A 25202-nucleotide genomic window follows, 5' to 3' on the forward strand; every position below is an offset into this window, starting at 1 on the left:
GCTGCGACGGCTGCCTGCGTGGAGCGGAGGCGGAGCCAGCGTTGCTTAGACTGATGTGAGGTCCGCGTACCGCTTCTGCGGATCCCACGGCCCTCGGGCGTCGTCGTCGACGCTCGTGTCGGGTGTGTCCCTGAACTCATCGATTCTACAGGGCAGAGCGGCGGATGTGACGAAAGGCAGCAACTCGTGAGCAACGCACAGGTGACCCGGCCCGGACCCGTGACGCGCCTCTGGCGGTGGCTGCCGACGACGACCGACCGACGCGTCCGGTTCATCGTGTGGGCCTCGCTGGTCTGTCAGGTCCTCCTGATCGGGACCGGAGGCGCGGTGCGGCTGACCGGATCCGGTCTCGGCTGCCCGACGTGGCCGCGTTGCACCGCCGACTCGTTCGTCAGCACGCCCGAGATGGGCATCCACGGGGTCATCGAGTTCGGCAACCGCCTCCTCACCTTCGTCCTCACGGCGGTCGTCGTGCTCGCCTTCCTCTTCGTCCTCCGCATGCGCAAGCAGCGTCGCGAGCTCTTCTGGCTCACCTTCGCCCAGGGCATGAGCATCCCGCTGCAGGCGGTGCTGGGCGGCATCACCGTCCTCACGGGCCTGAACCCGTACATCGTCGGAGCGCACTTCCTCGTCTCGATCGCCCTGGTCGCCCTGTCGACCGTCCTCGTCTGGCGGGTGCTCCGCGGCCCGCGCGGGCACCACGCGGCGACTCCCCCGGCCTACGCCAGGCTCGTCCACGTCGTCTCCGGCGTCGTCCTCCTGACCGTGGTCGTGGGGGTCCTCACCACCGGCTCCGGACCGCACGCCGGCGACGCGGCCACTCCCCGCAACGGCCTGGACCCGGCCGTGATGGACCACGTGCACAGCTGGCCCGCCTACGCGACCCTCGCGCTGACCCTCGCGGTCGTCGTCTGGACGTTCCGGACGGGCCTCCCGCGCCGGTTCCCCCTCGCCCTCCTCGGCGTCGAGCTCGTCCAGATCGCGGTGGGCATCGCCCAGGCGCGCACCGGGCTGCCGCCGCTCCTCGTCGGATCGCACATGGTGCTGGCGGCCCTCTTGGTGGCGGCGACGACCGCGCTCGTCCTCTCGTTGCGCGAGGACCAGAGCCCGTCCGAGGCTCAGCTGACGGTCGACTCCCCGGAGTCCGTCCGAGTCTGAGCGGGCCCGTCCGCCGGAGCACCGAGCGCGTCCGGCACGTCCGGCGCGTCCCGCCGCATGATCACGTCGACGCCGTCGTCCTCGACCGGGACGAAACCGTGCCGGAGGTACAGGCCCGCCGCGCGGCTGCCCGTCAGCACGTCCAGCAGCACGGACCGCGAGCCGAGCGAGGCGAGCACCTCCCGGAGCAGGTGCGTGCCGATCCCCCGGCCCCGCGCCTCCTCGGCCAGGTAGAAGTGGCGCAGCCAGACGTCGTCGCCCTCCGGGTGCACCGCGAGGCAGCCGAGGAGGCGCCCCCCGACCTCGACCACGCGGGTCTCGGTCGGCACGAACTCGCGTTCGAAGCGCGCGCGGTTGTACGCCGGACGCCAGACGCCCGCCCGCCTCAGGTCGGGCTCGAGGGCGGCGAGCTTCAGGTCGGCGAGGGCGTCGACGTCGTCGGGTCGCCCCTCGCGGACGGTCCAGTCGAGGACGTCCTCGGTGCCGGCGCTCACCGGGCGCCTCAGAACGGCAGCAGCGGATCGATGCCGACGGCGATGAAGAGCAGCGTCAGGTACGTGATCGAGCTGTGGAACACGCGCATCGGGCGGACCTCGGCGACGTGCTGGATCGCACGGCTGTACAGGCGGTGCGACTCCCAGACGAACCAGGTGCCGCTCGCGAGGGCGACGACCGTGTACAGCACTCCCATGTGGGCGACGGGGACGAGCAGCAGTGAGCAGGCGACCGTGGCCCATGCGTACAGGATCACCTGGAGGCCGACGGACGACCGGCCGCGGACGACCGCGAGCATGGGCACCGACGCGGCGGCGTAGTCGTCCCGGTACTTCATGGAGAGGGGCCAGTAGTGCGGCGGCGTCCAGAGGAAGATCACCATGAAGAGGATGACCGGCGGCCAGCTGAGGTCGTTCGTGACGGCGGCCCAGCCGATCAGGACGGGCATGCACCCTGCGATGCCGCCCCAGACGATGTTCTGCGGCGTGCGGCGCTTGAGCCACAGCGTGTACACGATCACGTAGAACAAGATCGCGCCGAGCGACAGGGCGGCCGACAGGAGGTTGACCGTCAGGGCGAGCCAGACGATGGAGGCGAGGCCCACGATCCAGGAGAACGCCAGCGCCTCGCGGTCCGTCACCTCGCCGGTGACGAGCGGGCGACCCTGGGTCCGCTTCATGATGCGGTCGATGTCGCGGTCGATGTAGCAGTTGAACGCGGAGGCCGAGCCGGCGCTGAGCGCCCCGCCGATGAGCGTGGCCGCGACGAGCCACAGGTTCGGCACGCCGCCCTGGGCCAGGAACATGGTCGGTGCCGTGGTGACGAGCAGCAGCTCCATCACGCGGGGCTTCGTGAGCGCGACGTAGGCGCCAGCCTTGCGACGGATGCCCCGGGGTCCGGTGGTGGGGCGGGTGTCGATGGCTGCGGTCATGGGTCCCTCTGACGAGATGTACGGTTCGGCGCGGAGAGTCTAGGCGAACCAGCGAGTCTAGGCGATGACCGGCGACGCTGACGGCGGAACAGGGCGCTTCCTGCGGGCGGAGCGAGCCCTTTCGTCCCTATACTTGCAGGTGCTTGCCAGTCGCACGCCCGCACGGCGACGGAATCCTCGACATCGAACCATCGGCTCCCTGTCGCGCGACCTCCGGTCCGTGCCCGAGCGGCCGCAGCCGACGACGTCTCGGCAGGCGCATGTCAGCGCGGGAGCGAATCGACCCCGCGCAGTTCGCAACAAGAAGGGTCATCTCCAAGTGGCAGATCTGCAGTGGGAATCCATTGACAACAAGGCCGTCGACACGGTCCGCGTCCTCGCGGCCGACTCGGTCGAGAAGGTCGGGAACGGCCACCCGGGGACGGCGATGAGCCTCGCGCCCGCCGCGTACCTCCTCTTCCAGAAGGTCATGCGTCGTGACCCCAGCGACAGCGAGTGGATCGGCCGCGACCGCTTCGTCCTCTCGGTCGGGCACAGCTCGCTGACCCAGTACGTCCAGTTCTACCTCGGCGGCTACGGCCTCGAGCTCGACGACCTCAAGGCGCTGCGCACCTGGGGCTCGAAGACGCCCGGCCACCCCGAGTACGGCCACACCGACGGCGTCGAGATCACCACCGGTCCCCTCGGCCAGGGCCTCGCCTCCGCCGTGGGCATGGCCTACGCCGCCCGCTTCGAGCGCGGCCTGTTCGACCCCGAGGCCGCCGTCGGCACCTCGCCGTTCGACCACTTCGTCTACGTCATCGCCGGCGACGGCGACCTGCAGGAGGGCGTCACCAGCGAGGCGTCCTCGCTCGCCGGTCACCAGCAGCTCGGCAACCTCGTCGTGATCTACGACTCCAACCAGATCTCGATCGAGGACGACACCAACATCGCCTTCACCGAGGACGTCCACGCGCGCTACGAGGCGTACGACTGGCAGGTCCAGGTCGTCGACTGGAAGAAGACCGGCGAGTACGTCGAGGACGTCGCCGCCCTCAACGACGCGATCGAGGCCGCCAAGGCCGAGACGAGCAAGCCCTCGCTGATCATCCTCAAGACGATCATCGGCTGGCCCTCGCCCAAGAAGCAGAACTCCGGCAAGATCCACGGCTCGGCGCTCGGCGCAGAAGAGCTGGCGGGCCTGAAGGAGGTGCTCGGCTTCGACCCCGAGAAGACCTTCGACGTCGACCCCGAGGTCCTCGAGCACACCCGTAAGGCCGTCGAGCGCGGCCAGGCGCAGCACGCCGAGTGGCGCACGTCGTTCGACGAGTGGGCCTCGGCCAACCCCGACAAGAAGACCCTCCTCGACCGCGTCCTGAAGGGCGAGCTGCCCGAGGGCCTCGACGAGGCGCTGCCGGTCTTCCCGACCGACAAGGAGGTCTCGACCCGAGCCGCCTCCGGCAAGGTCATCAACGCCATCGCCGGCGTCGTCCCCGAGTTCTGGGGCGGCTCCGCCGACCTCGCCGAGTCGAACCTCACGACCATCAACGGCGGCGGTTCCTTCGTGCCGACCGAGTGGTCGACCCACGAGTGGCAGGGCAACCCCTACGGTCGCGTGCTGCACTTCGGCATCCGCGAGCACGCAATGGGCTCGATCATGAACGGCATCGCCCTGCACGGCAACACGCGCGTGTTCGGCGGCACCTTCCTCATCTTCAGCGACTACATGCGCCCCGCCGTGCGTCTCGCCGCCCTGATGAAGTCGCCGGTGACGTACGTCTGGACCCACGACTCCGTCGCGCTCGGCGAGGACGGCCCCACGCACCAGCCGGTCGAGCAGCTCGCAGCCCTCCGCGCGATCCCCGACTTCGCCGTGGTGCGCCCCGCCGACGCCAACGAGACCGCGTGGGCCTGGAAGACCATCCTCGACCGCTTCGACGGCCCGGCCGGCCTGGCGCTCAGCCGCCAGAACCTGCCCGTCTTCGAGCGCGGCGACGGCGACGCCGAGGGCGACGTCTTCGCGTCGGCCGCGAACGTCGCCAAGGGCGCCTACGTCCTCGCCGAGGCTCCCGGCGGCACGCCCGACGTGATCCTGATCGCCACGGGCTCCGAGGTGCAGATCGCCGTCGAGGCCCGCGAGGTCCTGCGCGGCGAGGGCATCAACGCCCGCGTCGTGTCGGCTCCCAGCCTCGAGTGGTTCGACGAGCAGAGCGCCGAGTACAAGGAGGCGGTCCTCCCGGCCGCCGTCAAGGCCCGCGTCTCGATCGAGGCAGGCGTCGCGCTCCCGTGGCGCGGCATCGTCGGCGACGCCGGACGCAGCATCTCCATCGAGCACTTCGGTGCCTCCGCCGACTACAAGACGCTCTACCGCGAGTTCGGCATCACCACCGAAGCCGCCGTGGCCGCCGTCAAGGACTCGCTGGCCGCTCTCTGAGCGCCGGCAAGAAAGAAGAGAACGACATGACCGACACCAACACCGCACAGCTCTCCGCCGCGGGCGTCAGCATCTGGCTCGACGACCTGTCGCGTGAGCGCATCAACGCCGGCGGCCTCGAGAAGCTGATCGCCGAGCGCAACGTCGTGGGCGTCACCACGAACCCGACCATCTTCGCGTCGGCCCTCGCCAAGGGCGAGGCCTACGACGACCAGGTCGCGCTGCTCGCCAAGACCGGCGTGAGCGTCACCGACGCGGTCTTCGAGATCACGACCGACGACGTCACCCGCGCCTGCGACATCTTCCGCGGCATCTACGACGACACGAAGGGCTTCGACGGCCGCGTGTCGATCGAGGTCGAGCCGGGCCTCGCGCACGACGCGCAGGGCACCATCGACCAGGCCGTCAAGCTCGCGGCCAAGGTGGGTCGTCCCAACGCGCTCATCAAGATCCCCGCGACGGTCGAGGGCCTCGAGGCCATCACCGCCGTGATCGCCAAGGGCATCAGCGTCAACGTCACCCTGATCTTCAGCCTCGAGCGCTACCGCGCCGTCATCAACGCCTACCTCACCGGTCTCGAGCAGGCCAAGGCCGCGGGCATCGACATCAGCGAGATCCACTCCGTCGCGTCGTTCTTCGTGTCGCGCGTCGACAGCGAGATCGACAAGCGCCTCGAGGCCGTCGGCACCGACGAGGCCACGGCGCTCAAGGGCAAGGCGGGCGTCGCGAACGCCCAGCTCGCCTACGAGGCCTACGTCCAGGCCTTCGACACCGAGCGCGCGAAGGGCCTGCTCGCCGCCGGCGCCAACAAGCAGCGTCCCCTCTGGGCCTCGACCGGCGTCAAGGACCCTGCCGTCCTCGACACGACCTACGTGGTCGAGCTCGTCGCCGCTGACGTCGTCAACACGATGCCCGAGAAGACCCTCGAGGCCACCTTCGACCACGGCGAGGTCCGTGGCGACTCGATCAGCGGCTCCTACGCCTCCGCCAACGAGGTCATGGACGCGATCGCGGCCCAGGGCGTCTCGTACGACGAGGTCACCGAGCTGCTCGAGAAGGAGGGCGTGGAGAAGTTCATCGTCTCCTGGAACGAGCTGCTCGACACCGTCACCGCAGCCCTCGAGTCCTCGAAGCCCACCGCGGAGGACGCCAAGTGACCATCACGATCGCCGCGAGCGGCGACGCGGCCACCGCCGTCGAGACCGTCGTGCCCCAGCTGGTCAGCGACCTCGTCGCCTCCGGCATCACGGCGCAGAACCCCACCCTCTGGGGCCCGGACGCCGAGGAGGAGTCGGCCAAGCGTCTCGGCTGGACCGAGGCCGTCGTGGTCTCCACGCCCCTCCTCGACGAGATCGACGCGCTCCGCGAGGAGCTCGCCGCCAAGGGCGTCGACCACGTCGTGCTCGCGGGCATGGGCGGCTCGTCGCTGGCCCCCGAGGTCATCACGCGCACCTACGGCGTCGAGCTGACCGTGCTCGACGCCACGGAGCCCGGCCAGGTCCTCACGGCCCTGCACGACCGCCTCGAGCGGACCGTGCTCGTCGTGTCGTCGAAGTCCGGCTCGACCGTCGAGACCGCCAGCCAGCGCAAGACCTTCGAGAAGGCCTTCCGCGACGCCGGCATCGACCCGGTCGAGCGCATCGTGGTCGTCACCGACCCGGGCTCGCCCCTGGACGGGCAGGCCCGAGAGGCCGGCTACCGTGTCTTCAACGCCGACCCTGCCATCGGCGGCCGCTACTCGGCGCTGTCGGCCTTCGGCCTCGTGCCGTCCGGCCTGGCCGGTGCCGACATCCGCGAGCTGCTCGCCGAGGCGGACGCCGTCACGGTCGAGCTCTCGCAGGACAGCGCGGACAACCCCGGCCTCGTGCTGGGCGCCGTCCTCGCGGGCACCTCGCCCCTGCGCGACAAGATCGCGATCGTCGCCGACGGCACGCACATCATCGGGTTCCCCGACTGGGCCGAGCAGCTGATCGCCGAGTCGACGGGCAAGCAGGGCCGCGGCCTCCTCCCCGTCGTGCTCGGCACGGACGCTCCGGAGATCAGCCTGGGCCTGCACGACGTGCAGGTCGTGCGCCTGGTCGCGAACGCGGCGGAGACCCGTGAGGTCGCCCCCGGCGAGGTCGAGATCTCCGGATCGCTCGGCGGTCAGATCATGGTCTGGGAGTACGCCGTCGCGGTGGCCGGGCGCCTGCTCGACATCAACCCGTTCGACCAGCCCGACGTCGAGTCGGCGAAGGTCGCCACGCGTGCGCTGCTCGACGACCGTCCGGCCCCGACTCCCCCGGCGTTCACCGCCGAGGGCGTCGAGGTCCGCGAGGTCGGCGGCGTCGAGCTCGGCGACTCGCTCGAGTCGGCTGTCTCGTCCCTCCTGTCGGCCCTGACCGACGACGGTTACCTGTCGATCCAGGCCTACGCCGACCGCGTGGCCTACCCGCAGCTCGAGGAGCTCCGCGACGTGCTCGCGGCGCGCACGAAGCGTCCCGTCACCTTCGGGTGGGGACCTCGCTTCCTGCACTCCACGGGCCAGTACCACAAGGGCGGGCCCGCCAACGGCGTGTTCCTCCAGATCACCCAGACGGCGTCCACCGACCTGGAGATCCCGGAGAGCCCGTTCACCTTCGGGCAGCTCGTCCAGGCGCAGGCCGCCGGCGACGCGACCGTGCTGGCCGACCACGGTCGTCCCGTGCTCCGGCTGACCGTCGACGACGTGGCGGGCGCACTGCCCGCACTGCTCGCCGCAGTCCGCTGAGCGTGAGGGGGCCGGCGTCCGTGAGGACGCCGGCCCCCTTCGCCGTGGTCGGACGACCACGTGCCGCGCGACCGTGCCCGAGAGAACGACCCTGAAGGAACCACCACGATGTCACCCGTCGAGATCACGCCGGAGCACAACCCCCTGCGGCTGCCCTCCGATCGACGCCTGAACCGGATCGCCGGCCCGAGCGGCCTCATCATCTTCGGCGTCACCGGCGACCTGTCGCGCAAGAAGCTCATGCCGGCCGTGTACGACCTCGCCCACCGCGGCCTCCTGCCCCCCGGGTTCGCGCTCGTCGGGTTCGCCCGCCGCGAGTTCGAGGGCCAGGACTTCGAGCAGGTCGTCTACGAGGCGGTCAAGCAGCACGCCCGTACTCCCTTCGACGAGGACGTCTGGCGTCAGCTGAAGGAGGGCTTCCGCTTCGTGCAGGGCACCTTCGACGACGCCGACTCGTTCACGCGCCTCAAGGACACGATCGAGGAGCTCGACCGTGAGCGCGGCACGATGGGCAACCACGCCTTCTACCTCTCGATCCCGCCCAAGGCCTTCCCGATGGTCACCGAGCAGCTGCGCAGCAGCGGCCTGGCCGAGGAGAAGGACGGCGCGTGGCGCCGCGTGGTGATCGAGAAGCCGTTCGGCAGCGACCTCAAGACCGCCCGCGAGCTGAACGCCGTGGTCGAGAGCGTCTTCGAGCCCGACTCGGTCTTCCGGATCGATCACTACCTGGGCAAGGAGACGGTCCAGAACCTCTTGACCCTCCGTTTCGCCAACCAGATGTACGAGCCCCTCTGGAACTCGAACTACGTCGACCACGTGCAGATCACGATGGCGGAGGACATCGGGGTCGGTGGCCGTGCCGGCTACTACGACGGCATCGGTGCCGCTCGCGACGTCATCCAGAACCACCTCCTGCAGCTCCTGGCCCTGACGGCCATGGAGGAGCCGGTCACGTTCGCGGCGTCGCACCTCCGTGCCGAGAAGGAGAAGGTCCTCTCCGCGGTGCGCATCCCCGAGGACATCGCCGCCGGCACTGCCCGCGGCCAGTACTCGGGAGGCTGGCAGGGCGGCGAGAGGGTGCTCGGGTTCCTCGACGAGGAGGGGATGAACCCCGAGAGCGTCACCGAGACCTTCGCCGCGGTGAAGCTCGAGATCGCGACGCGGCGCTGGGCCGGCGTGCCCTTCTACCTCCGGGCCGGCAAGCGCCTGGGGCGTCGCGTGACCGAGATCGCCGTGGTCTTCAAGCAGGTGCCCGAGAACATCTTCGGAACTCAGACCTCGCTGGGGCAGAACGCCCTGGTGATCCGCGTGCAGCCCGACGAGGGCGTCACCCTGCGCTTCGGCTCGAAGGTCCCCGGGATCGGCACCCAGGTGCGCGACGTCACGATGGACTTCGGCTACGGCCACGCCTTCACCGAGGCGAGCCCCGAGGCCTACGAGCGCCTCATCCTCGACGTCCTGCTGGGCGACCCGCCCCTGTTCCCCCGACACGAGGAGGTCGAGCTCTCCTGGAAGATCCTCGACCCGATCGAGGAGTTCTGGGCGACCCAGGGCCAGCCCGAGCAGTACCGCCCCGGAACGTGGGGCCCCCAGTCCGCCGATGAACTCATGGCCCGTGACGGCCGCACCTGGAGACGCCCGTGATCGTCGATCTGCCCGCCAGCACCATCAGCCGAGTGCAGAAGACGCTCGTCACCATCCGCGAGGAGGGCGGCGTCGTCGCGCTCGGGCGCGTGCTCACCCTCATCATCTCGACGAGCCACGGCGAGGAGGAGGAGGCCATCGAGGCCGCGAACGACGCGTCCCGTGAGCACCCCATGCGCGTCATCGTGGTGTCGACCGCCCCGGGCGGCGACGACGAGGAGCCCCGGCTCGACGCCCAGATCCGGGTCGGCGGGGACGCGGGCGCGAGCGAGGTCATCCTCCTGCGCGCCTACGGCGACACCGCGAGCGACGAGGAGGGGCTGGTCACCGGTCTCCTGCTGCCTGACGCCCCCGTCGTCGTCTGGTGGCCCGGTCGCGCTCCCGAGGTCGTCGCCGAGTCGCCTCTCGGGCGCATCGCCCAGCGCCGCATCACCGACGCGGCCAGCCAGCCGAACCCGCGTCAGAGCATCGTCGACCTCGCCGAGACCTACCAGCCCGGCGACACGGACTTCGCGTGGACGCGCCTCACGCTCTGGCGCACCCAGCTCGCGGCCGTCCTCGACCAGCCGCCCTACGAGCCCGTGACCGAGGTCCGGGTCGACGGTGCCCCCGACTCCCCGTCGACGCTCCTGCTGGCCGCGTGGCTCCGGCTGCAGCTCCAGGTGCCCGTCGTGAACGAGCTGACGCGGGGCAACGGGTCCAGCGGCATCCACGGGGTCCGGCTCGTCCGGCCCTCCGGGCCGATCGTGCTGGAACGAGCCGTCGTCGACGTCGCCACGTTGACGCAGCCCGACCAGCCCACCCACGACCTCTCGCTGCCACGCCGGTCGCTGCGCGACTGCCTCGCGGAGGAACTCCGTAGACTCGACCCCGACGACCTCTTCGGGGACGTCGTGAAGCAGGGGGTCCGCCAGCTGGCGGAGCCCGTCGAGAGCAACTAGGGCAGACTGACACAGTGAGCAACGAACGCCGGGTGCTGGTTCACCCCGACAAGGAATCGCTGGGCGCCTCGGTCGCCGCGCGCTTCATCACCAAGATCATCGACGTCCTGGAGGAGCAGAACTACGCCTCCGTCGTCGTCAGCGGCGGGTCGGTGAGCACGGTCGTGCTCGCGGCCATCAACGCCTCCCCCGCGCGGGACAGCGTCGACTGGTCGAAGGTCTCGTTCTGGTGGGCCGACGAGCGCTGGGTCGAGAGCGGTCACGACGACCGCAACGACCGGCAGGCCGAGATCGACCTGCTCGGCCACATCGGGGTCGAGCCGCAGAACGTGCACCGCTTCGGTGCCGTGGGCGAGTTCGCCGACGTCGAGGCCGCCGCGGTCGCGTACCGGGCCGAGCTCCTCGAGCACGCCCAGGGCGACGACGAGGCGCCTCGCTTCGACATCACGCTGCTCGGTGTGGGCCCCGACGGCCACGTCGCCTCGCTCTTCCCGGACGCGCCCCAGGTGCGGATGAGCGGACCGACCGTGCTGACGGTGGACGACTCCCCCAAGCCGCCGCCCGTCCGGCTCACGTTGAGCCTGCCGGTGATCAACAACTCGCAGCGGGTGTGGATGATCCTCGCCGGCGCGGAGAAGGCGTCGTCGCTGGGTCTCGCCCTCGCCGGTGCCGGTGCCGACCAGGTCCCCGTGGCGGGGGTCAAGGGCCGCAAGCGCACGGTGTTCTTCGTGGACAGCGACGCCGCGTCCGAGGTCCCCGAGAACCTGATCGCCTCGACCTACTGATCCGTGGGCCCGGTCCGGTGACGGACCGGGCCTCGACACGAGAGAAGCCCCGCAGCCGAGCTGCGGGGCTTCTCTCGTGGGCGACCGGTGACGACCGGTCTCGGTGGGTCTGGCTAGGCCTTGCCCCGGCGGACGCGCAGCTGCTGCAGCGCCTCCTCCAGGAGCTGGGCCGCCTCCTCCTCGGAGCGTCGCTCCTTGACGTACGCGAGGTGCGTCTTGTAGGGCTCGAGCTTGGCGACCGTCGGCGGATTGGCCTTGTCGCGTCCGGCGGGGAGGCCGCTGGACGGGGAGTCGACCGTCTCGGGGATCTCTTCGTCAGGCACGTTCGCGGCGAAGTGGCGGACGACCTCGTTGCCCAGGGCGTCCCAGTACGAGATGGTCACGCGCTCGGCGTGGTACCCGCGGTCCTGCTCGCCCATGGGACCGGCACCGACGCGCGAGCCACGGATGGCGCTGCCTCCGGAGGCCATCAGCTGACCGCCGAGAACTTCGTGATGAGGCCGAGGACCACGATGCACGTGATCCAGACGAGCCCGAGGAACACGGTGATGCGGTTCAGGTTGCGCTCGGCGACCCCGGATGCACCGAGGTTGCTCGTGACACCGCCGCCGAACATGTCGGACAGACCGCCGCCGCGACCGCGGTGCAGCAAGATGAGGAGGGTCAGCAGGAGGCTCGTGATGCCGAGCAGCACCTGCAAGATGACCTGCAGAATTTCCAAGGGGGACCTTTCGATGCGGTGAGACCGTTGACGAGTATAACTGCCGCACGCGGCGACGGGTCCCTCACCCGCGGGCGGGAGAGGGACCCGTCTGTCGGTCGACGTCAGACGCCGACGTGGGACTCGAAGCGCACGATGCGGGCGAACTCGTCCACGTCGAGGCTCGCACCGCCGACGAGCGCACCGTCGACGTTCGGCTCGCGCAGGAACGACGCGATGTTCGTCGACTTGACCGAGCCACCGTAGAGGATGCGGGTCGCCGCGGCGCGATCGGCCCCGACGAGCTCGACGAGGGCCTGACGGAGGGCTGCGCAGACCTGCTCGGCCTGGTCGGCGGTCGCCGCCTTGCCCGAGCCGATCGCCCAGACGGGCTCGTAGGCGACGACGATCTCGGCCGTGGCCGGGACCCCGGCCAGGGAGGCGCGGAGCTGCGCGACCGGGACGGCGCTCGGCCCGTGCGTCTCGAGGTCGTCCGCGGTCTCGCCGACGCAGATCACGGGGACGAGCCCGTTCCGCTGCGCGGCCGCGACCTTGGTCGCGACGACCGTGTCGTCCTCGGCGTGCAGAGTGCGGCGCTCGGAGTGGCCCACGAGGACGTAGTGCACGTCGAGCTTCGCCAGGGAGGCGCCGGAGACCTCGCCGGTGTAGGCACCGCTGTCGTGCGCCGACAGGTCCTGTGCGCCGAGGACGAGCGAGAGGCCGTCCGCGTCGAGCAGGGTCTGCACGCTGCGCAGGTCGGTGAAGGGCGGGAAGACGGCTGCCTCGACGGAGGAGTGGTCGTGCTTCGCGTCCTTCAGGCTCCAGGCGAGCTTCTGCACGAAGGCGATGGCCTGCAGGTGGTCGAGGTTCATCTTCCAGTTGCCGGCGATGAGGGGCGTGCGCGTGGTCACCATCCGAGGACCTCCAGTCCGGGGAGTCGTTTGCCCTCGAGGAACTCGAGGCTGGCTCCACCACCGGTGGAGATGTGGCCGAACTGGTCGTCGTCGAAGCCGAGGGCACGGACGGCCGCGGCCGAGTCCCCTCCCCCGACGACGCCCAGGCCGTCGACGCGCGTGAGCGCCTCGGCGACCGTCTTCGTGCCGTGGGCGAAGGCGTCGAACTCGAACACGCCCATGGGCCCGTTCCAGAACACGGTCTTGGAGGCGGCGACGATCTCCGCGAAGCGGGTCGCCGTGTCCGGTCCGATGTCGAGGCCGATCGCCCCGTCCCCGAGCTCGGAGGTCTCGATGCCGTCCGCAGGGACGACCGCGTGCTCGGCGTCGGCCGAGAAGGCCGAGGCGACGACGACGTCGGTGGGCAGGACGATCTGCACGCCGCGCTCGTCGGCGTCGGCGAGGTAGCCCCTCACCCGGTCGAGCTGGTCCTTCTCGAGGAGGCTGCCGCCTACGGCGTGGCCCTGTGCGGCGAGGAACGTGAAGAGCATGCCGCCGCCGACCAGGAGCGAGTCGACGCGGGGCAGGAGGTGCTCGATGACGCCGAGCTTGTCGGACACCTTCGAGCCGCCGAGCACCACCGTGTAGGGGCGCTCGGGCGTCTCGGTGAGCTTCTCCAGGACGGAGAGCTCGGTCTCGATGAGCGTGCCGGCCGCGCTCGGGAGGAGCTGCGGCAGCTCGTAGACGCTGGCCTGCTCGCGGTGCACGACGCCGAAGCCGTCCGAGACGAACAGGTCGCCGTGCGCCGCGAGCTGCTCGGCGAAGGCGCGACGCTCGTCGGCGTCCTTCGAGGTCTCCGCCGGGCTGAACCGGAGGTTCTCGAGGACGACCACCTGGCCGTCGGCCAGGCCGGCCACCGCCTCCTCGGCCTCGCTGCCGACGGTGGAGGGAACGAACGAGACGTCGGCGTCGAGCAGCTCGCCGAGGCGGGCCGCCACGGGGCGCAGGCTGAACTCGTCGACGGGCCGGCCGTCGGGGCGGCCGAGGTGCGAGATGACGACGACGCGGGCGCCGTCGGCCACGAGCGCCTGCAGGGTGCCGACGGATGCACGGACGCGGCCGTCGTCGGTGATGGCGCCGTCCTTCAGCGGGACGTTCAGGTCGCAGCGGACGATCACGCGCTTTCCCGACGTCGAGCCGAGCGACTCGAGGGTTCGGAGGGTCATGGAACTCGATTCTGTGGAGGGGGTCGGTGGAGAGACGAGGAGGCGGCCAGGCCGAGGGCCTGACCGCCTCCCGGGTCGATCGTGGTGCGGACGCCTACAGGCGGTCGGCGACGTACTTCGTCAGGTCGACGAGACGGTTCGAGTAGCCCCACTCGTTGTCGTACCAGGACGTGATCTTGACCATGTTGCCGATGACCTTCGTGAGGCCCGAGTCGTAGATCGACGAGTGCGGGTCGGTCGTGATGTCGGACGAGACGAGCGGGTCCTCCGAGTAGAGGAGGATGCCCTTGAGGTCGCCCTCGGCCGCGGCCTTGTAGGCCGCGTTGATCTGCTCGACCGTGACGGGGGTGCTGGTCTGCAGCGTGACGTCGGTGATCGAGCCGGTCGGCACCGGGACGCGCAGCGCGTAGCCGTCGAGCTTGCCCGACAGCTCGGGGATGACGAGGCCGATGGCCTTGGCCGCACCGGTCGAGGTGGGGACGATGTTGATCGCGGCGGCGCGGGCACGACGCGGGTCCTTGTGGGGGCCGTCCTGCAGGTTCTGGTCGGCCGTGTAGGCGTGCACCGTCGTCATGAGGCCGCGCTCGACCCCGAAGTTGTCGAGGAAGACCTTCATCAGGGGCGCGAGGCTGTTCGTGGTGCACGACGCGTTCGAGATGATGTGGTGGTTGGCGGGGTCGTAGATGCCCTCGTTGACGCCGAGGACGATCGTCGCGTCGTCGCCGGTGGCGGGCGCCGAGATCAGGACCTTCTTCGCGCCGGCGTCGATGTGCTTCTGCGCGTCCTCCGCCTTCGTGAAGAAGCCGGTGGACTCGACGACGATGTCGACGCCCAGCTCGCCCCAGGGCAGGTTGGCGGGGTCGCGCTCGGCGAGGACCTTGATCGGCTTGCCGTCGACGACGATCGAGTCGCCGTCGAGCTCGACCGTGGCATCGAGACGGCCCGTGATGGAGTCGAACTTGAGCAGGTGCGCGAGGGCGGCGTTGTCGGTCAGGTCGTTGACGGCGACGATCTCGATGTCGGTGCCCTTGGCGAGCGCCGCGCGGAAGTAGTTGCGGCCGATGCGACCGAAGCCGTTGATGCCGATCTTGACGGTCAAGGGAACTCCTGTTGATCAGGCGTCGCGGGGACGCGTGGAGGGGGCGGGCGACCAGGCCCGTGGCTCACGATCCGGCCGGGGCGACCGGGCTTCGCGTCCGTCTACGACAGTACCAGTCGACCGCCTCCGTGACCCCGGCAGCGCCGCCTGCGTCGGAGGCGTCAGTCGAGGTCGAGGTCGGACGGCAGGCTGGCCTCGGTCCCGGGCAGGCCGAGGTCGGACGCCTTCTTGTCGGCCATGGCCAGGAGGCGGCGGATCCGCCCGGCGACGGCGTCCTTCGTCATGGGCGGGTCGGCGTGGTGGCCGAGCTCGTCGAGGCTCGCGTCACGGTGTGCCAGGCGGAGGTCGCCGGCGTACTTGAGGTGGTCGGGGATGTCCTCGCCGAGCAGCTCCATGGCACGCTCGACCCGGGCGCACGCGGCGACGGCGGCCTGGGCGCTGCGTCGCAGGTTCGCGTCGTCGAAGTTCACGAGCCGGTTGGCCGTCGCCCGGACCTCACGGCGCTGGCGCATCTCCTCCCATTCGCTGACGCTCTTGAGGGCGCCCATGACCGTCAACATCGCGCTGATCGCCTCGCCCTCACGGACCAGCACCCGGTGGACGCCGCGGACCTCACGGGCCTTGGCCGCGATGCCGAGCCGCCCGGCCGCGCCGACGAGCGCCATGGCCGACTCGTTGCCGGGGCAGACGACCTCGAGCGAGGCGGACCGGCCGGGGTCGGTCAACGAGCCCTGGGCCAGGAAAGCACCGCGCCAGATGGCCGCCAGGTCGTCGCGGGACCCGGTCGTGAGACGGTTCGGCAGCCCGCGGACCGGACGGCGGCGGGCGTCCATCAGACCCGTCTGGCGGGCCAGGGTCTCGCCGGCCTCGTGGACGCGCACGAGGTACTGGGCGGTGCGTCGCGTCCCCGACGCGGACACGACGGACACGTCGCTGCGCGCGCCGTAGAGCTCGGCCAGGTCCTTGCGGACACGGCGGGCGATCACCGGGCTGTCGAGCTCGGCCTCGACGGCGATGCGGCCCGAGATGACGTGCAGCCCGCCGGCGAAACGCAGGATGGTCGCGACCTCGGCGGCCCGGACCGTCGTCCTGCTCACCTCGACGCGGGCGAGTTCTTCTTTGACGTCGGCGGTCTGTGCCACTGGTCGTTCCTCTTTCATCAGTCGTTGTCGGGCGTGCGGGGCACGGCCCCGCGCAGCCGGAGGGCGCGCCCGTGCGACCGCCGGGTCACTCCCGGCCCAGGTCGCGGTGCTTCACGGCGACGGCCACCCCGGGGAGCCCGCGCAGATGCGCCGCCAGCTCGCCGACCAGGGTGACGGATCGGTGCTTCCCGCCCGTGCAGCCGATGGCGATCGTAGCGTGTCTCTTGTTCTCGCGCTGGTAGCCGGCGAGGACGGGCTCGCAGGCGGCGCCGAAGGCCCGGACGAAGTCGCGGGCCCCGCTCTGGGCCATCACGTAGCTCGTCACGGGCTCGTCCAGGCCCGTCTGCGAGCGGAGCTCGGGGACCCAGAACGGGTTCGGCAGGAACCGGGCGTCGCCCACCATGTCGGCGTCCGCGGGCAGCCCGTACTTGAAGCCGAAGCTCAGCACCGTGACCTGCACCCCGGCCCGCTCGGACTCGGCGAACTTCTCGGTGATGGTCGTCGCGAGCTGGTGGATGTTCAGCTCGGAGGTGTCGATGATGACGTCGCTCGTCTCGCGCAGCTCCTCCATCCGGGAGCGCTCGGCGACGATGCCGTCGAGCAGGGTGCCGTCCCCCTGGAGCGGGTGCGGCCGACGGACCTGCTCGAACCGGCGCACGAGGGCGGCGTCGGTGGCGTCGAGGAACAGGACGCGGACCTTGCTCGGCATGCTCTCGCGGAGCGTGCGCACCGCCTCCTGCGCCTCGGAGAAGAGGCGACCGCCTCGGACGTCGACCACCGCGGCGATCTTCGGCAGCGAGTCGCCGGCGCGCTCGGCGAGGTCGAGGAGGGGCCGCAGCATCTGGGCGGGCAGGTTGTCGACCACGTACCAGCCCAGATCCTCGAGGGCGTTGCCGACCGTCGACCGGCCGGCACCGGACATCCCGGTGACGATCATGACCTCTTGCTGCTCGTGTGCGTCGCTCATGGTGGCGGGGCCTTCGCTGGTGGCGGGTCGGTGCGGGACGGGCGGGTCGAGTCTAGGCGGGAGCGCGGGCGTCGTCGGCCTCGTTCGTGGTCTCGACCGCCGCCTCGGCATCGACCGAGGCATCGGTGTCGGTGTCGGTGTCGGTGTCGGCCGAGGTGACGGCGTCGGGCTCGACGTCTCCGGCCTCCGCGGACCCGAGCTGACCGACGACGGCTGCGGCGAGCGTCGGGCCGATGCCCCGGATCGACGAGATCTCGTCCGGCGTGGCCTGCTTGAGCCTCTTCACCGAGCCGAAGTGCTTCAGCAGGCGAGCGACGCGCGACGGCCCGAGGCCGGGGATCTCGGCCAGCTGGGTCGTGATGTCGCGCTTGCGACGCTGTCGCTGGTGCGTGATCGCGAACCGGTGGGCCTCGTCGCGGATCCGCTGGATCAGGAAGAGCGCGTCGGAGTTGCGCGGCAGGATGACGGGGAAGTCGTCGTCGGGCAGCCAGATCTCCTCGAGCCGCTTGGCGATGCCGCAGAGCGCGATGTCGGTGACCCCGGCGTCGTCGAGCGCCCGCCGGGCGGCGGCGACCTGGGGCTGGCCCCCGTCGACGATCAGCAGGTTCGGCCGGTAGGCGAAGCGCTTGCGCTCCTCGCCGACCTCGGCCACCGGGGCGAGTTCGTCGTCGAGGCGCGAGAGCCGCCTGCTGAGCGTCTGGTAGATCGACTCCGTGTCGTCGGTCGACTGCGGGATGTTGAAGCGCCGGTACTGGTCCTTGCGAGGCAGGCCGTCCTCGAAGACGACCATCGAGGCGACGATGTTGGTGCCGGACAGGTGCGAGACGTCGTAGCACTCCATCCGGAGTGGCGCCTCGGTCATGCCCAGCGCCTCCTGGATGTCGGCCAGGGCGGTGGACCGCGTCGCGAAGTCGGCGCTGCGACGGGTCTTGTAGAGCATCAGGGACTGCTGCGCGTTGAGCGTGGCCGTCTGCATGAGCGCAGCCTTCTCGCCTCGCTGTGCGGTGCGGACCTGCACCTTGCCTCTCCCCCGGATCTCGCTGAGGACGGCCTCCAGGGCGTCGTTGTCGTCGGGCACCGTCGTCACGACGATCTCGCGCGGCACCTCGGACCCGGCGGTGTACCGGCCCTGCAGCACCTGCTCGACGAGCTCGCCTGAGGTGATGTCGATCTCCTTGTCGACGACCCAGCCCCGGGAGCCGCGGATGCGGCCGCCGCGGACGGTGAAGAGCTGCACGGCGGCCGCCAGCTCGTCCTCGACGAGGGCGTAGAGGTCGAGGTCGACGGAGTCGCGCAGCACGACCGCCGACTTGTCGAGCACCGCCTCGAGGGCCTGCACCTGGTCGCGGTAGCGGGCCGCCTCCTCGTAGCGCTGCTCGAGGGCGGCCGTCTTCATCGCCTTCTGCTTGTCGGCGATGACCTTCTTGTCGTAGCTGCCCATGAACTTGACGAACTCGTCGACGATCGCGCGGTGCTCTTCGATCGAGACCTTGTGCGAGCAGGGCCCGCCGCAGCGACCGATCTGGCCCGGGAAGCACGGCTTGCCGGTCTCCATCGCCTTCTTGTAGCTGCTGTCGGAGCAGGTGCGGATCGGGAAGACCTTGATCATCTGGTCGATCGTGTCGTGCACGGCCCAGATCTTCGGGTAGGGCCCGAAGTACTTCGCGCCCTTGATGCGCGGGTTGCGCGTGACCATGACCCGGGGGGCCTCGTCGCCGAGGGTCACCGCCATGAACGGGTACGTCTTGTCGTCCCGGAACTTGACGTTGAAGGGCGGGTCGAACTCCTTGATCCAGGTGTACTCGAGCTGGAGCGCCTCGATGTCGCTGCCGACGACCGTCCACTCGACGCTGCGGGCCGTGAGGACCATCCGCCGCGTGCGCTCGTGCAGGGTCGGCAACGGCGCGAAGTAGTTGCTCAGCCGGGCACGGAGGCTCTTCGCCTTGCCGACGTAGAGGACACGCCCGCGCTCGTCCCGCCAGCGGTAGACCCCGGGGTCGGTCGGGATCTCACGCGCTGGCGGCCGCCAGGAGACCGTGTTGCTCATCGAGCCTCGACTGCCTCCCGACGTCGGCTGCCCGTCGTCGTCGCGACCTTCTTCTTCTTGGCCGCGGCCGGGCCGGGCGCGGCGTGACCTGACTCGAGGATCTCCGCGAGGAACACGCCGGTGTGGCTCTCCGGCACGGTGGCGAGGTGCTCGGGCGTGCCCGTGGCGAGGACGGTGCCTCCCCCGGCTCCGCCCTCGGGGCCCATGTCGATCAGCCAGTCGGCCGACTTGATCACGTCGAGGTTGTGCTCGATCGTGATCACGGTGTTGCCTTTGTCGACGAGGCCGTCGAGCACGAGCAGCAGCTTGCGGACGTCCTCGAAGTGCAGGCCCGTGGTGGGCTCGTCGAGCACGTAGATGCTGCGCCCGTTCGAGCGCTTCTGCAGCTCGGTCGCCAGCTTGACCCGCTGCGCCTCGCCGCCGCTCAGGGTGGTCGCGCTCTGGCCGAGGCGCACGTAGCCGAGGCCGACGTCGACCAGCGTCTTCATGAAGCGCGAGATCGCCGAGATGGGCTCGAAGAAGTCGGCCGCCTCGCTGATCGGCATGTCGAGCACCTCGGAGATGTTCTTGCCCTTGTACTGGACCGCGAGGGTGTCGCGGTTGTAGCGCGCGCCCCCGCAGACCTCGCAGGCGACGTAGACGTCGGGCAGGAAGTTCATCTCGATCTTGATCGTGCCGTCGCCCGCGCAGTTCTCGCAGCGACCGCCCTTGACGTTGAAGCTGAACCGGCCCGGCAGGTAGCCGCGGGCCTTCGCGTCGACGGTCTCGGCGAACAGGTTGCGGATCCGGTCGAAGACGCCGGTGTAGGTCGCGGGGTTCGAGCGCGGCGTCCGACCGATCGGCGCCTGGTCGACGTGCACCACCTTGTCGAGGTGCTCGAGACCGGTGACCCGCAGGTGGCGCCCCGGGATCTGGCGAGCACCGTTCAGCTTGTTGGCCATCACCTTGTAGAGGATGTCGTTGACCAGGGAGGACTTGCCCGAGCCGCTCACGCCGGTCACCGCGACGAAGACGCCGAGCGGGAAGTCGACGGTGACGTCGCGCAGGTTGTTGGCCTTCGCGCCGACGACGGAGACCACGCGGTCGCGGTCGACGGGGCGACGCGTGGTCGGCGTGGCGATCGAGCGGCGGCCGGCGAGGTAGTCGCCGGTGTAGGACTCGGTGTTGGTCAGCAGGTCTTCGTAGCTGCCCGAGTGCACGACCTTGCCGCCGTTGACGCCGGCGCCCGGTCCGATGTCGACGACCCAGTCGGCGGTCTTGATCGTGTCCTCGTCGTGCTCGACGACGATGAGCGTGTTGCCGAGGTCGCGGAGCTTGACGAGGGTGTCGATCAGCCGTCGGTTGTCGCGCTGGTGAAGGCCGATGCTGGGCTCGTCCAGCACGTAGAGCACGCCCGTCAGGCCCGAGCCGATCTGGGTCGCCAGCCGGATGCGCTGTGCCTCGCCGCCCGAGAGCGACCCCGCGGCACGGCCGAGGGACAGGTAGGTGAGCCCCACCTCGAGCAGGAACTCGAGGCGCACGCGGATCTCGCGGAGCACCTGTGCGGCGATGCGCGCCTCGCGGGTCGTCAGCGTGAGCCCGTTCACGAACGCGAACGCGTCGGTGAGGCTGAGCTCGGCGACGTCCGCGATGCTCTGCTCGGCGACCGTGACCGCGAGCACCTCGGGCTTCAACCGCTTGCCGCCGCAGACGGAGCACGGGATCTCGCGGAGGTACTCGGAGTAGCGCTGGCGCTGTGTGTCAGTCTCGGCCTCGGCGTACTTGCGCTCGATGTAGGGCATCACGCCCTCGAACCCGGTCGAGTACTTCATCTCACGGCCGAAGCGGTTCTTCCACTTGACGGTGACCTCGAAGTCGTTGCCCTGCAGGACGGCCTGCTGGATGCGGGCCGGCAGCTCGCGCCACGGGGTCTTGAGGCTGAAGTCGAGGTCGGCCGCGAGCCCCTCGAGCAGCTTCTGGAAGTAGTTGTAGAGGCCCTTGCCCGAGTTGGTCCAGGGCAGGATGACGCCCTCGGCCAGGCTCAGGTCGGGGTCGCCGAGCACGAGGTCGGTGTCGACCGACATTCGCGTCCCGAGGCCGGAGCACTCGGGGCAGGCGCCGAAGGGGGCGTTGAACGAGAAGGTGCGGGGCTCGATCTCGGTGAGCTGCACCGGGTGGCCGTTCGGGCACGAGAGCTTCTCGGAGAACGTTCGGTACTTGCCCGCTGCGCCGGCGTCCGTGTCGACGAAGTCGACGGTGACGAGGCCGTCGGTGAGGCGCAGGGCGGTCTCGAGCGAGTCGGTCAGTCGCGTGAGCCCCTCGTCGGAGGCGACGAGTCGGTCGACGACGACCGAGATGTCGTGCTTGACCTGCTTCTTGAGCTTGGGAGGCGAGCTCAGCTGCACCTGCTCGCCGTCGACGATCGCCCGGGAGTACCCGCTCGAGGCGAGCTCGGCGAAGAGGTCGACGAACTCGCCCTTCTTCTGCGAGACGACGGGGCTGAGCACCTGGAAGCGCGTGCCGGTCTCGAGCGTCATCAGCTGGTCGGCGATCTGCTGCACGGTCTGGCGGCTGATCACCTCGCCGCACACGGCGCAGTGCGCGATGCCGATGCGGGCCCAGAGCAGGCGCATGTAGTCGTAGATCTCAGTGATCGTGCCGACCGTGGACCGTGGGTTGCGGTTCGTCGACTTCTGGTCGATCGACACGGCCGGGCTGAGGCCCTCGATGAAGTCGACGTCGGGGCGGTCGACCTGCCCGAGGAACTGGCGCGCGTAGGCGGAGAGCGACTCGACGTAGCGCCGTTGGCCCTCGGCGAAGATCGTGTCGAACGCGAGGGACGACTTGCCCGACCCGGAGAGGCCGGTGAACACGACCATCGAGTCGCGGGGGATCTCGAGGTCGACGTTGTCGAGGTTGTGGACTCGGGCACCCCGCACGCTGAGCACGGAGGAACCTTCTACGGGTGAGATTGACACTCTTACCATTCTACGGAAGCCCCTGACATCGAGGCCGGCCGACGGGGAGATCGGCCGGGTGACGGCAGCAGGAGAAGCGTCCGCGCGCTAGAGGACGGGGTCTGTGTGGGTGAGCTCGGCCGAGACGGCCCAGAGCCGTTCTGCCGCGGCCGGGTCTCGTGCGTGCTTCTTCGTGGGGACGACAGCGGGCGCGCCGGTCAGCTGGAACCACCCGGAGGGGCCCAGTATTCCCCGCCCTGCACGCCGGGGTCGACGGTCGCGTGGACGAGCGGCTCGGCCCCGGCCTCCTTGCCCTGGGAGAACGCGTGCATGGCGGAGGTGACGACCGCAGGGGGCCGACGAGGCTCGACGACGGGCGGCCGCGGGTCGCTGAGCGACTCGAACGAGAGGCCCGGGTGGGCGATCACGCTCGACACCGACGAGCCGGCGGCCCGGAGGCGCCGGTCGAGCTCGAGCCCGAAGGTCATGACCGCGAGCTTCGATCGCGCGTAGGCGACGGCCCCCGAGTAGCTCGAGACCATCATCGGGTCGTCGAGGTCGAGGCGGACGAAGCGGTGGCTGATGCTGCCGAGGTGGACGACGCGGCCGCGAGGAGACTCGGAGAGCGCCGGCAGCAGGTGCGAGACCAACGCGAAGTGCCCGAGGTGGTTCGTGCCGAACTGCAGCTCGAACCCGTCGGCCGTCGTCTGACGCCGGCGAGAGCCGACGACCCCCGCGTTCGCGAGCAGGGCGTCCACGCCCCCGGCGGCCGTGAGCGCGTCCACGCCGGACTGCACCGAGGACAAGTCGGCGAGGTCGAGGTCGACGGTCGAGACGTCGGCGCCGGGGACCCGGTCTCGCACTGTGTCGGCCGCACGGACGGCCCGCTCCGGGCTCCGGGCCGCCAACACGACCTGGTGACCCAGGGCGGCGAGGCGCTCGGCCGCGAAGTAGCCCAGCCCCGCGGTCGCCCCGGTGACGACGACGCGGAGGCGACGATCAGCGGGCATGGCCGGCCGCCTCCATCTGTCGAAGGTCGCGCTTGAGGTCGGCGACCTCGTCACGCAGGCGACCGGCGAGCTCGAACTTGAGCTCGGCGGCGGCCTGGAGCATCTGGTCGTTGAGGTCGGCGATGATCGACTCGAGTCCGTTGGCGGCGTTCGCCGCCTTGCCCTCTCGACGAAGGTTGGGGGTCGGGGCGCGCTTGCCGCCCTGGCGGCCGGCCAGCAGCTCGGCCGTGTCCGCGCCCTCGCGAGCCAGGACCTCGGTGATGTCGGCGATCTTCTTGCGGAGCGGTTGCGGGTCGATCCCGCGCTCGAGGTTGTAGGCGACCTGCTTCTCGCGCCGTCGGTCTGTCTCTTCGAGGGCGTTGCGCATCGAGTCGGTCATGACGTCGGCGTACATGTGCACCTCGCCGGAGACGTTTCGCGCCGCACGTCCGATGGTCTGGATGAGCGACGTCGACGACCGCAGGAACCCCTCCTTGTCGGCGTCGAGGATGGCGACCAGCGACACCTCGGGCAGGTCGAGGCCCTCGCGGAGGAGGTTGATGCCGACGAGGACGTCGTAGACGCCCTGACGCAGCTCCGTCAGCAGCTCCACCCGTCTCAGGGTGTCGACGTCGGAGTGCAGGTACCGGACCCGGACGCCGGCCTCAGTGAGGAAGTCGGTCAGCTCTTCGGCCATCTTCTTCGTGAGCGTCGTGACGAGCACGCGCTCGTCCTTCTCGACGCGGACCCGGATCTCGTCGAGCAGGTCGTCGATCTGGCCCTCCGAGGGCTTGACCACGATCTGGGGGTCGACGAGCCCCGTGGGACGGATGATCTGCTCGACCACGCTGTCGGTGATGCCGAGCTCGTACTTGCCCGGGGTCGCCGACAGGTAGACCTTCTGCCCCACCCTGCCGAGGAACTCCTCGAACTTGAGCGGGCGGTTGTCGAGGGCACTCGGCAGTCGGAAGCCGTGGTCGACGAGCGTGCGCTTGCGGGAGGCGTCGCCCTCGTACATCGCGCCGATCTGCGGGACCGTCACGTGGGACTCGTCGATGACGACGAGGAAGTCGTCGGCGAAGTAGTCGAGGAGGCAGTGCGGGGCCTCGCCCGGACCCCGGCCGTCGATGTGCGCCGAGTAGTTCTCGATGCCGTTGCAGAACCCGATCTGCTCCATCATCTCGAGATCGAAGGTCGTTCGCATGCGGAGGCGCTGGGACTCGAGCAGCTTGCCCTGCTTGTCGAGCTCGTCGAGGCGGGTGGCGAGTTCCTCTTTGATGGTGCCGATGGCGCGGTGCATCACGTCGGTGCCCGCGACGTAGTGCGAGCCGGGGAACACCGACACCGCGTCCATGGTGCGGACGACGTCGCCCGTGAGGGGGTGGAGAGCGTAGAGGGCCTCGATCTCGTCGCCGAACATCTCGATGCGGATGGCCAGCTCTTCGTACATCGGGATGATCTCGATGGTGTCGCCGCGCACCCGGAAGTTGCCCCGGGAGAAGTCGATGTCGTTGCGCTGGTACTGCATCGAGACGAAGCGCCGGATCAGTGTCTCGCGGTCGATCTTCATGCCGACCTGCAGGGCGATCATCGCCTGCATGTAGCCCTCGGGCGTGCCGAGGCCGTAGATGCAGGACACAGTCGAGACGACGATGACGTCGCGACGGCTGAGCAGCGAGTTGGTCGTGGAGTGCCGCAGCCGCTCGACCTCGGCGTTGATCGAGCTGTCCTTCTCGATGAAGGTGTCGGTCTGCGGGACGTACGCCTCGGGCTGGTAGTAGTCGTAGTACGAGACGAAGTACTCGACGGCGTTGTGCGGGAACATCTCGCGGAACTCGTTGGCCAGCTGGGCCGCGAGGGTCTTGTTGTGGGCCAGGACGAGGGTCGGGCGCTGGACCTGCTCGACGAGCCAGGCGGTCGTCGCGGACTTGCCGGTGCCGGTCGCGCCGAGCAGCACGACGTCGGTCTCGCCCGCGTTGATGCGCCCCGCGAGCTCGGCGATGGCGGCCGGCTGGTCGCCGCTCGGCTCGTACTCGCTGACTACTTCGAAGGGGCGGACACTGCGGGTCGGTTCCATGTCTCCGAGT

20 protein-coding genes are annotated in these 25202 nt (G+C 70.1%); 7 read left to right on the plus strand and 13 right to left on the minus strand.

The genetic code is table 11. The features are described 5' to 3' along the window. Positions 1-186: 186 nt before the first annotated feature. A complete protein-coding gene (locus EDF18_RS01585) occupies positions 187-1158 on the plus strand; it encodes a heme A synthase (protein WP_369878081.1) in 972 nt (323 codons plus the stop codon). On the opposite strand, the gene EDF18_RS01590 is transcribed toward EDF18_RS01585, so the two are convergent. Together EDF18_RS01590 and EDF18_RS01595 are read right to left on the minus strand one after the other, a co-directional pair. Next, positions 1119-1652: a GNAT family N-acetyltransferase gene (locus EDF18_RS01590; RefSeq protein ID WP_158614596.1), complete on the minus strand. Its 534-nt coding sequence runs from the start codon at positions 1650-1652 to the stop codon at positions 1119-1121. The two genes, EDF18_RS01585 and EDF18_RS01590, sit on opposite strands and share 40 nt — an antisense overlap. 8 nt (positions 1653-1660) lie before the next feature. Next, entirely contained in the window at positions 1661-2584 is a 924-nt protein-coding gene (locus tag EDF18_RS01595) for a heme o synthase (RefSeq protein ID WP_123545802.1), read from the minus strand. A gap of 319 nt (positions 2585-2903) precedes the next feature. Between EDF18_RS01595 and tkt the strand changes: the two genes are divergently transcribed. The 6 genes from tkt to pgl all read left to right on the plus strand — a co-directional run bounded on the left by tkt (position 2904) and on the right by pgl (position 11116). After that, positions 2904-4997, plus strand: a complete 2094-nt coding sequence (gene tkt, locus EDF18_RS01600) for a transketolase (protein ID WP_123545804.1) — start codon at positions 2904-2906, stop codon at positions 4995-4997. A gap of 26 nt (positions 4998-5023) precedes the next feature. Then, on the plus strand, positions 5024-6154 hold the full coding sequence (tal, locus tag EDF18_RS01605; protein ID WP_123545806.1) for a transaldolase: 1131 nt from the start codon (positions 5024-5026) through the stop codon (positions 6152-6154). Then, the gene (locus EDF18_RS01610) at positions 6151-7746 is read left to right on the plus strand and encodes a glucose-6-phosphate isomerase (protein ID WP_123545809.1); all 1596 of its coding nucleotides are present in this window, start codon (positions 6151-6153) and stop codon (positions 7744-7746) included. The genes tal and EDF18_RS01610 overlap by 4 nt, the downstream gene beginning before the upstream one ends. Positions 7747-7854: 108 nt before the next feature. Further along, a complete protein-coding gene (gene zwf, locus EDF18_RS01615; RefSeq protein ID WP_123545810.1) occupies positions 7855-9390 on the plus strand; it encodes a glucose-6-phosphate dehydrogenase in 1536 nt (511 codons plus the stop codon). Further along, entirely contained in the window at positions 9387-10331 is a 945-nt protein-coding gene (locus EDF18_RS01620; RefSeq protein WP_123545812.1) for a glucose-6-phosphate dehydrogenase assembly protein OpcA, read from the plus strand. Before zwf ends, EDF18_RS01620 begins: the two co-directional genes overlap by 4 nt. A 14-nt stretch (positions 10332-10345) precedes the next feature. Then, positions 10346-11116, plus strand: a complete 771-nt coding sequence (pgl, locus tag EDF18_RS01625; RefSeq protein ID WP_123545814.1) for a 6-phosphogluconolactonase — start codon at positions 10346-10348, stop codon at positions 11114-11116. Positions 11117-11229: 113 nt separating this feature from the next. Here the strand turns inward: pgl and EDF18_RS01630 are convergent, their stop codons facing one another. The 11 genes from EDF18_RS01630 to uvrB all read right to left on the minus strand — a co-directional run bounded on the left by EDF18_RS01630 (position 11230) and on the right by uvrB (position 25192). Further along, positions 11230-11586 carry an RNA polymerase-binding protein RbpA gene (locus EDF18_RS01630; RefSeq protein WP_123545816.1) on the minus strand — a complete coding sequence of 119 codons (357 nt, stop codon included), beginning with the start codon at positions 11584-11586 and terminating at the stop codon, positions 11230-11232. Then, on the minus strand, positions 11586-11837 hold the full coding sequence (gene secG, locus EDF18_RS01635) for a preprotein translocase subunit SecG (protein WP_056054823.1): 252 nt from the start codon (positions 11835-11837) through the stop codon (positions 11586-11588). The genes EDF18_RS01630 and secG overlap by 1 nt, the downstream gene beginning before the upstream one ends. A gap of 104 nt (positions 11838-11941) precedes the next feature. Beyond that, entirely contained in the window at positions 11942-12730 is a 789-nt protein-coding gene (gene tpiA, locus EDF18_RS01640) for a triose-phosphate isomerase (RefSeq protein WP_123545818.1), read from the minus strand. Continuing rightward, entirely contained in the window at positions 12724-13935 is a 1212-nt protein-coding gene (gene pgk / locus EDF18_RS01645; protein ID WP_123545820.1) for a phosphoglycerate kinase, read from the minus strand. The genes tpiA and pgk overlap by 7 nt, the downstream gene beginning before the upstream one ends. A gap of 94 nt (positions 13936-14029) precedes the next feature. Further along, positions 14030-15034 carry a type I glyceraldehyde-3-phosphate dehydrogenase gene (gene gap, locus EDF18_RS01650; RefSeq protein WP_123545822.1) on the minus strand — a complete coding sequence of 335 codons (1005 nt, stop codon included), beginning with the start codon at positions 15032-15034 and terminating at the stop codon, positions 14030-14032. 161 nt (positions 15035-15195) lie between these two features. Beyond that, complete coding sequence (whiA, locus tag EDF18_RS01655) at positions 15196-16176, minus strand: DNA-binding protein WhiA (RefSeq protein ID WP_123545824.1); 981 nt, start codon at positions 16174-16176, stop codon at positions 15196-15198. Positions 16177-16261: 85 nt separating this feature from the next. Beyond that, complete coding sequence (gene rapZ, locus EDF18_RS01660) at positions 16262-17143, minus strand: RNase adapter RapZ (protein WP_123545826.1); 882 nt, start codon at positions 17141-17143, stop codon at positions 16262-16264. Positions 17144-17195: 52 nt separating this feature from the next. Then, entirely contained in the window at positions 17196-19190 is a 1995-nt protein-coding gene (uvrC, locus tag EDF18_RS01665) for an excinuclease ABC subunit UvrC (RefSeq protein ID WP_123545828.1), read from the minus strand. Continuing rightward, complete coding sequence (uvrA, locus tag EDF18_RS01670; protein WP_123545830.1) at positions 19187-22156, minus strand: excinuclease ABC subunit UvrA; 2970 nt, start codon at positions 22154-22156, stop codon at positions 19187-19189. Before uvrA ends, uvrC begins: the two co-directional genes overlap by 4 nt. A 188-nt stretch (positions 22157-22344) precedes the next feature. Then, on the minus strand, positions 22345-23136 hold the full coding sequence (locus EDF18_RS01675; RefSeq protein ID WP_123545833.1) for an SDR family NAD(P)-dependent oxidoreductase: 792 nt from the start codon (positions 23134-23136) through the stop codon (positions 22345-22347). Continuing rightward, complete coding sequence (uvrB, locus tag EDF18_RS01680; protein ID WP_123545834.1) at positions 23126-25192, minus strand: excinuclease ABC subunit UvrB; 2067 nt, start codon at positions 25190-25192, stop codon at positions 23126-23128. The genes EDF18_RS01675 and uvrB overlap by 11 nt, the downstream gene beginning before the upstream one ends. Between the last annotated feature and the right edge of the window lie 10 nt (positions 25193-25202).

The sequence above is a fragment of the Frigoribacterium sp. PhB107 genome, assembly GCF_003751515.1.
In the GTDB taxonomy this organism is placed as follows: domain Bacteria; phylum Actinomycetota; class Actinomycetes; order Actinomycetales; family Microbacteriaceae; genus Frigoribacterium.

Excerpts from the sequence above, each read along its gene's own strand:
- uvrC (WP_123545828.1), bottom strand. The coding sequence starts at position 19,190 with ATGAGCAACACGGTCTCCTGGCGGCCGCCAGCGCGTGAGATCCCGACC.
- pgk (WP_123545820.1), bottom strand. The coding sequence starts at position 13,935 with ATGACCCTCCGAACCCTCGAGTCGCTCGGCTCGACGTCGGGAAAGCGC.
- tal (WP_123545806.1), top strand. The coding sequence starts at position 5,024 with ATGACCGACACCAACACCGCACAGCTCTCCGCCGCGGGCGTCAGCATC.
- rapZ (WP_123545826.1), bottom strand. The coding sequence starts at position 17,143 with ATGAGCGACGCACACGAGCAGCAAGAGGTCATGATCGTCACCGGGATG.
- uvrA (WP_123545830.1), bottom strand. The coding sequence starts at position 22,156 with ATGGTAAGAGTGTCAATCTCACCCGTAGAAGGTTCCTCCGTGCTCAGC.
- EDF18_RS01675 (WP_123545833.1), bottom strand. The coding sequence starts at position 23,136 with ATGCCCGCTGATCGTCGCCTCCGCGTCGTCGTCACCGGGGCGACCGCG.
- tpiA (WP_123545818.1), bottom strand. The coding sequence starts at position 12,730 with ATGGTGACCACGCGCACGCCCCTCATCGCCGGCAACTGGAAGATGAAC.
- EDF18_RS01630 (WP_123545816.1), bottom strand. The coding sequence starts at position 11,586 with ATGGCCTCCGGAGGCAGCGCCATCCGTGGCTCGCGCGTCGGTGCCGGT.
- zwf (WP_123545810.1), top strand. The coding sequence starts at position 7,855 with ATGTCACCCGTCGAGATCACGCCGGAGCACAACCCCCTGCGGCTGCCC.
- uvrB (WP_123545834.1), bottom strand. The coding sequence starts at position 25,192 with ATGGAACCGACCCGCAGTGTCCGCCCCTTCGAAGTAGTCAGCGAGTAC.
- EDF18_RS01595 (WP_123545802.1), bottom strand. The coding sequence starts at position 2,584 with ATGACCGCAGCCATCGACACCCGCCCCACCACCGGACCCCGGGGCATC.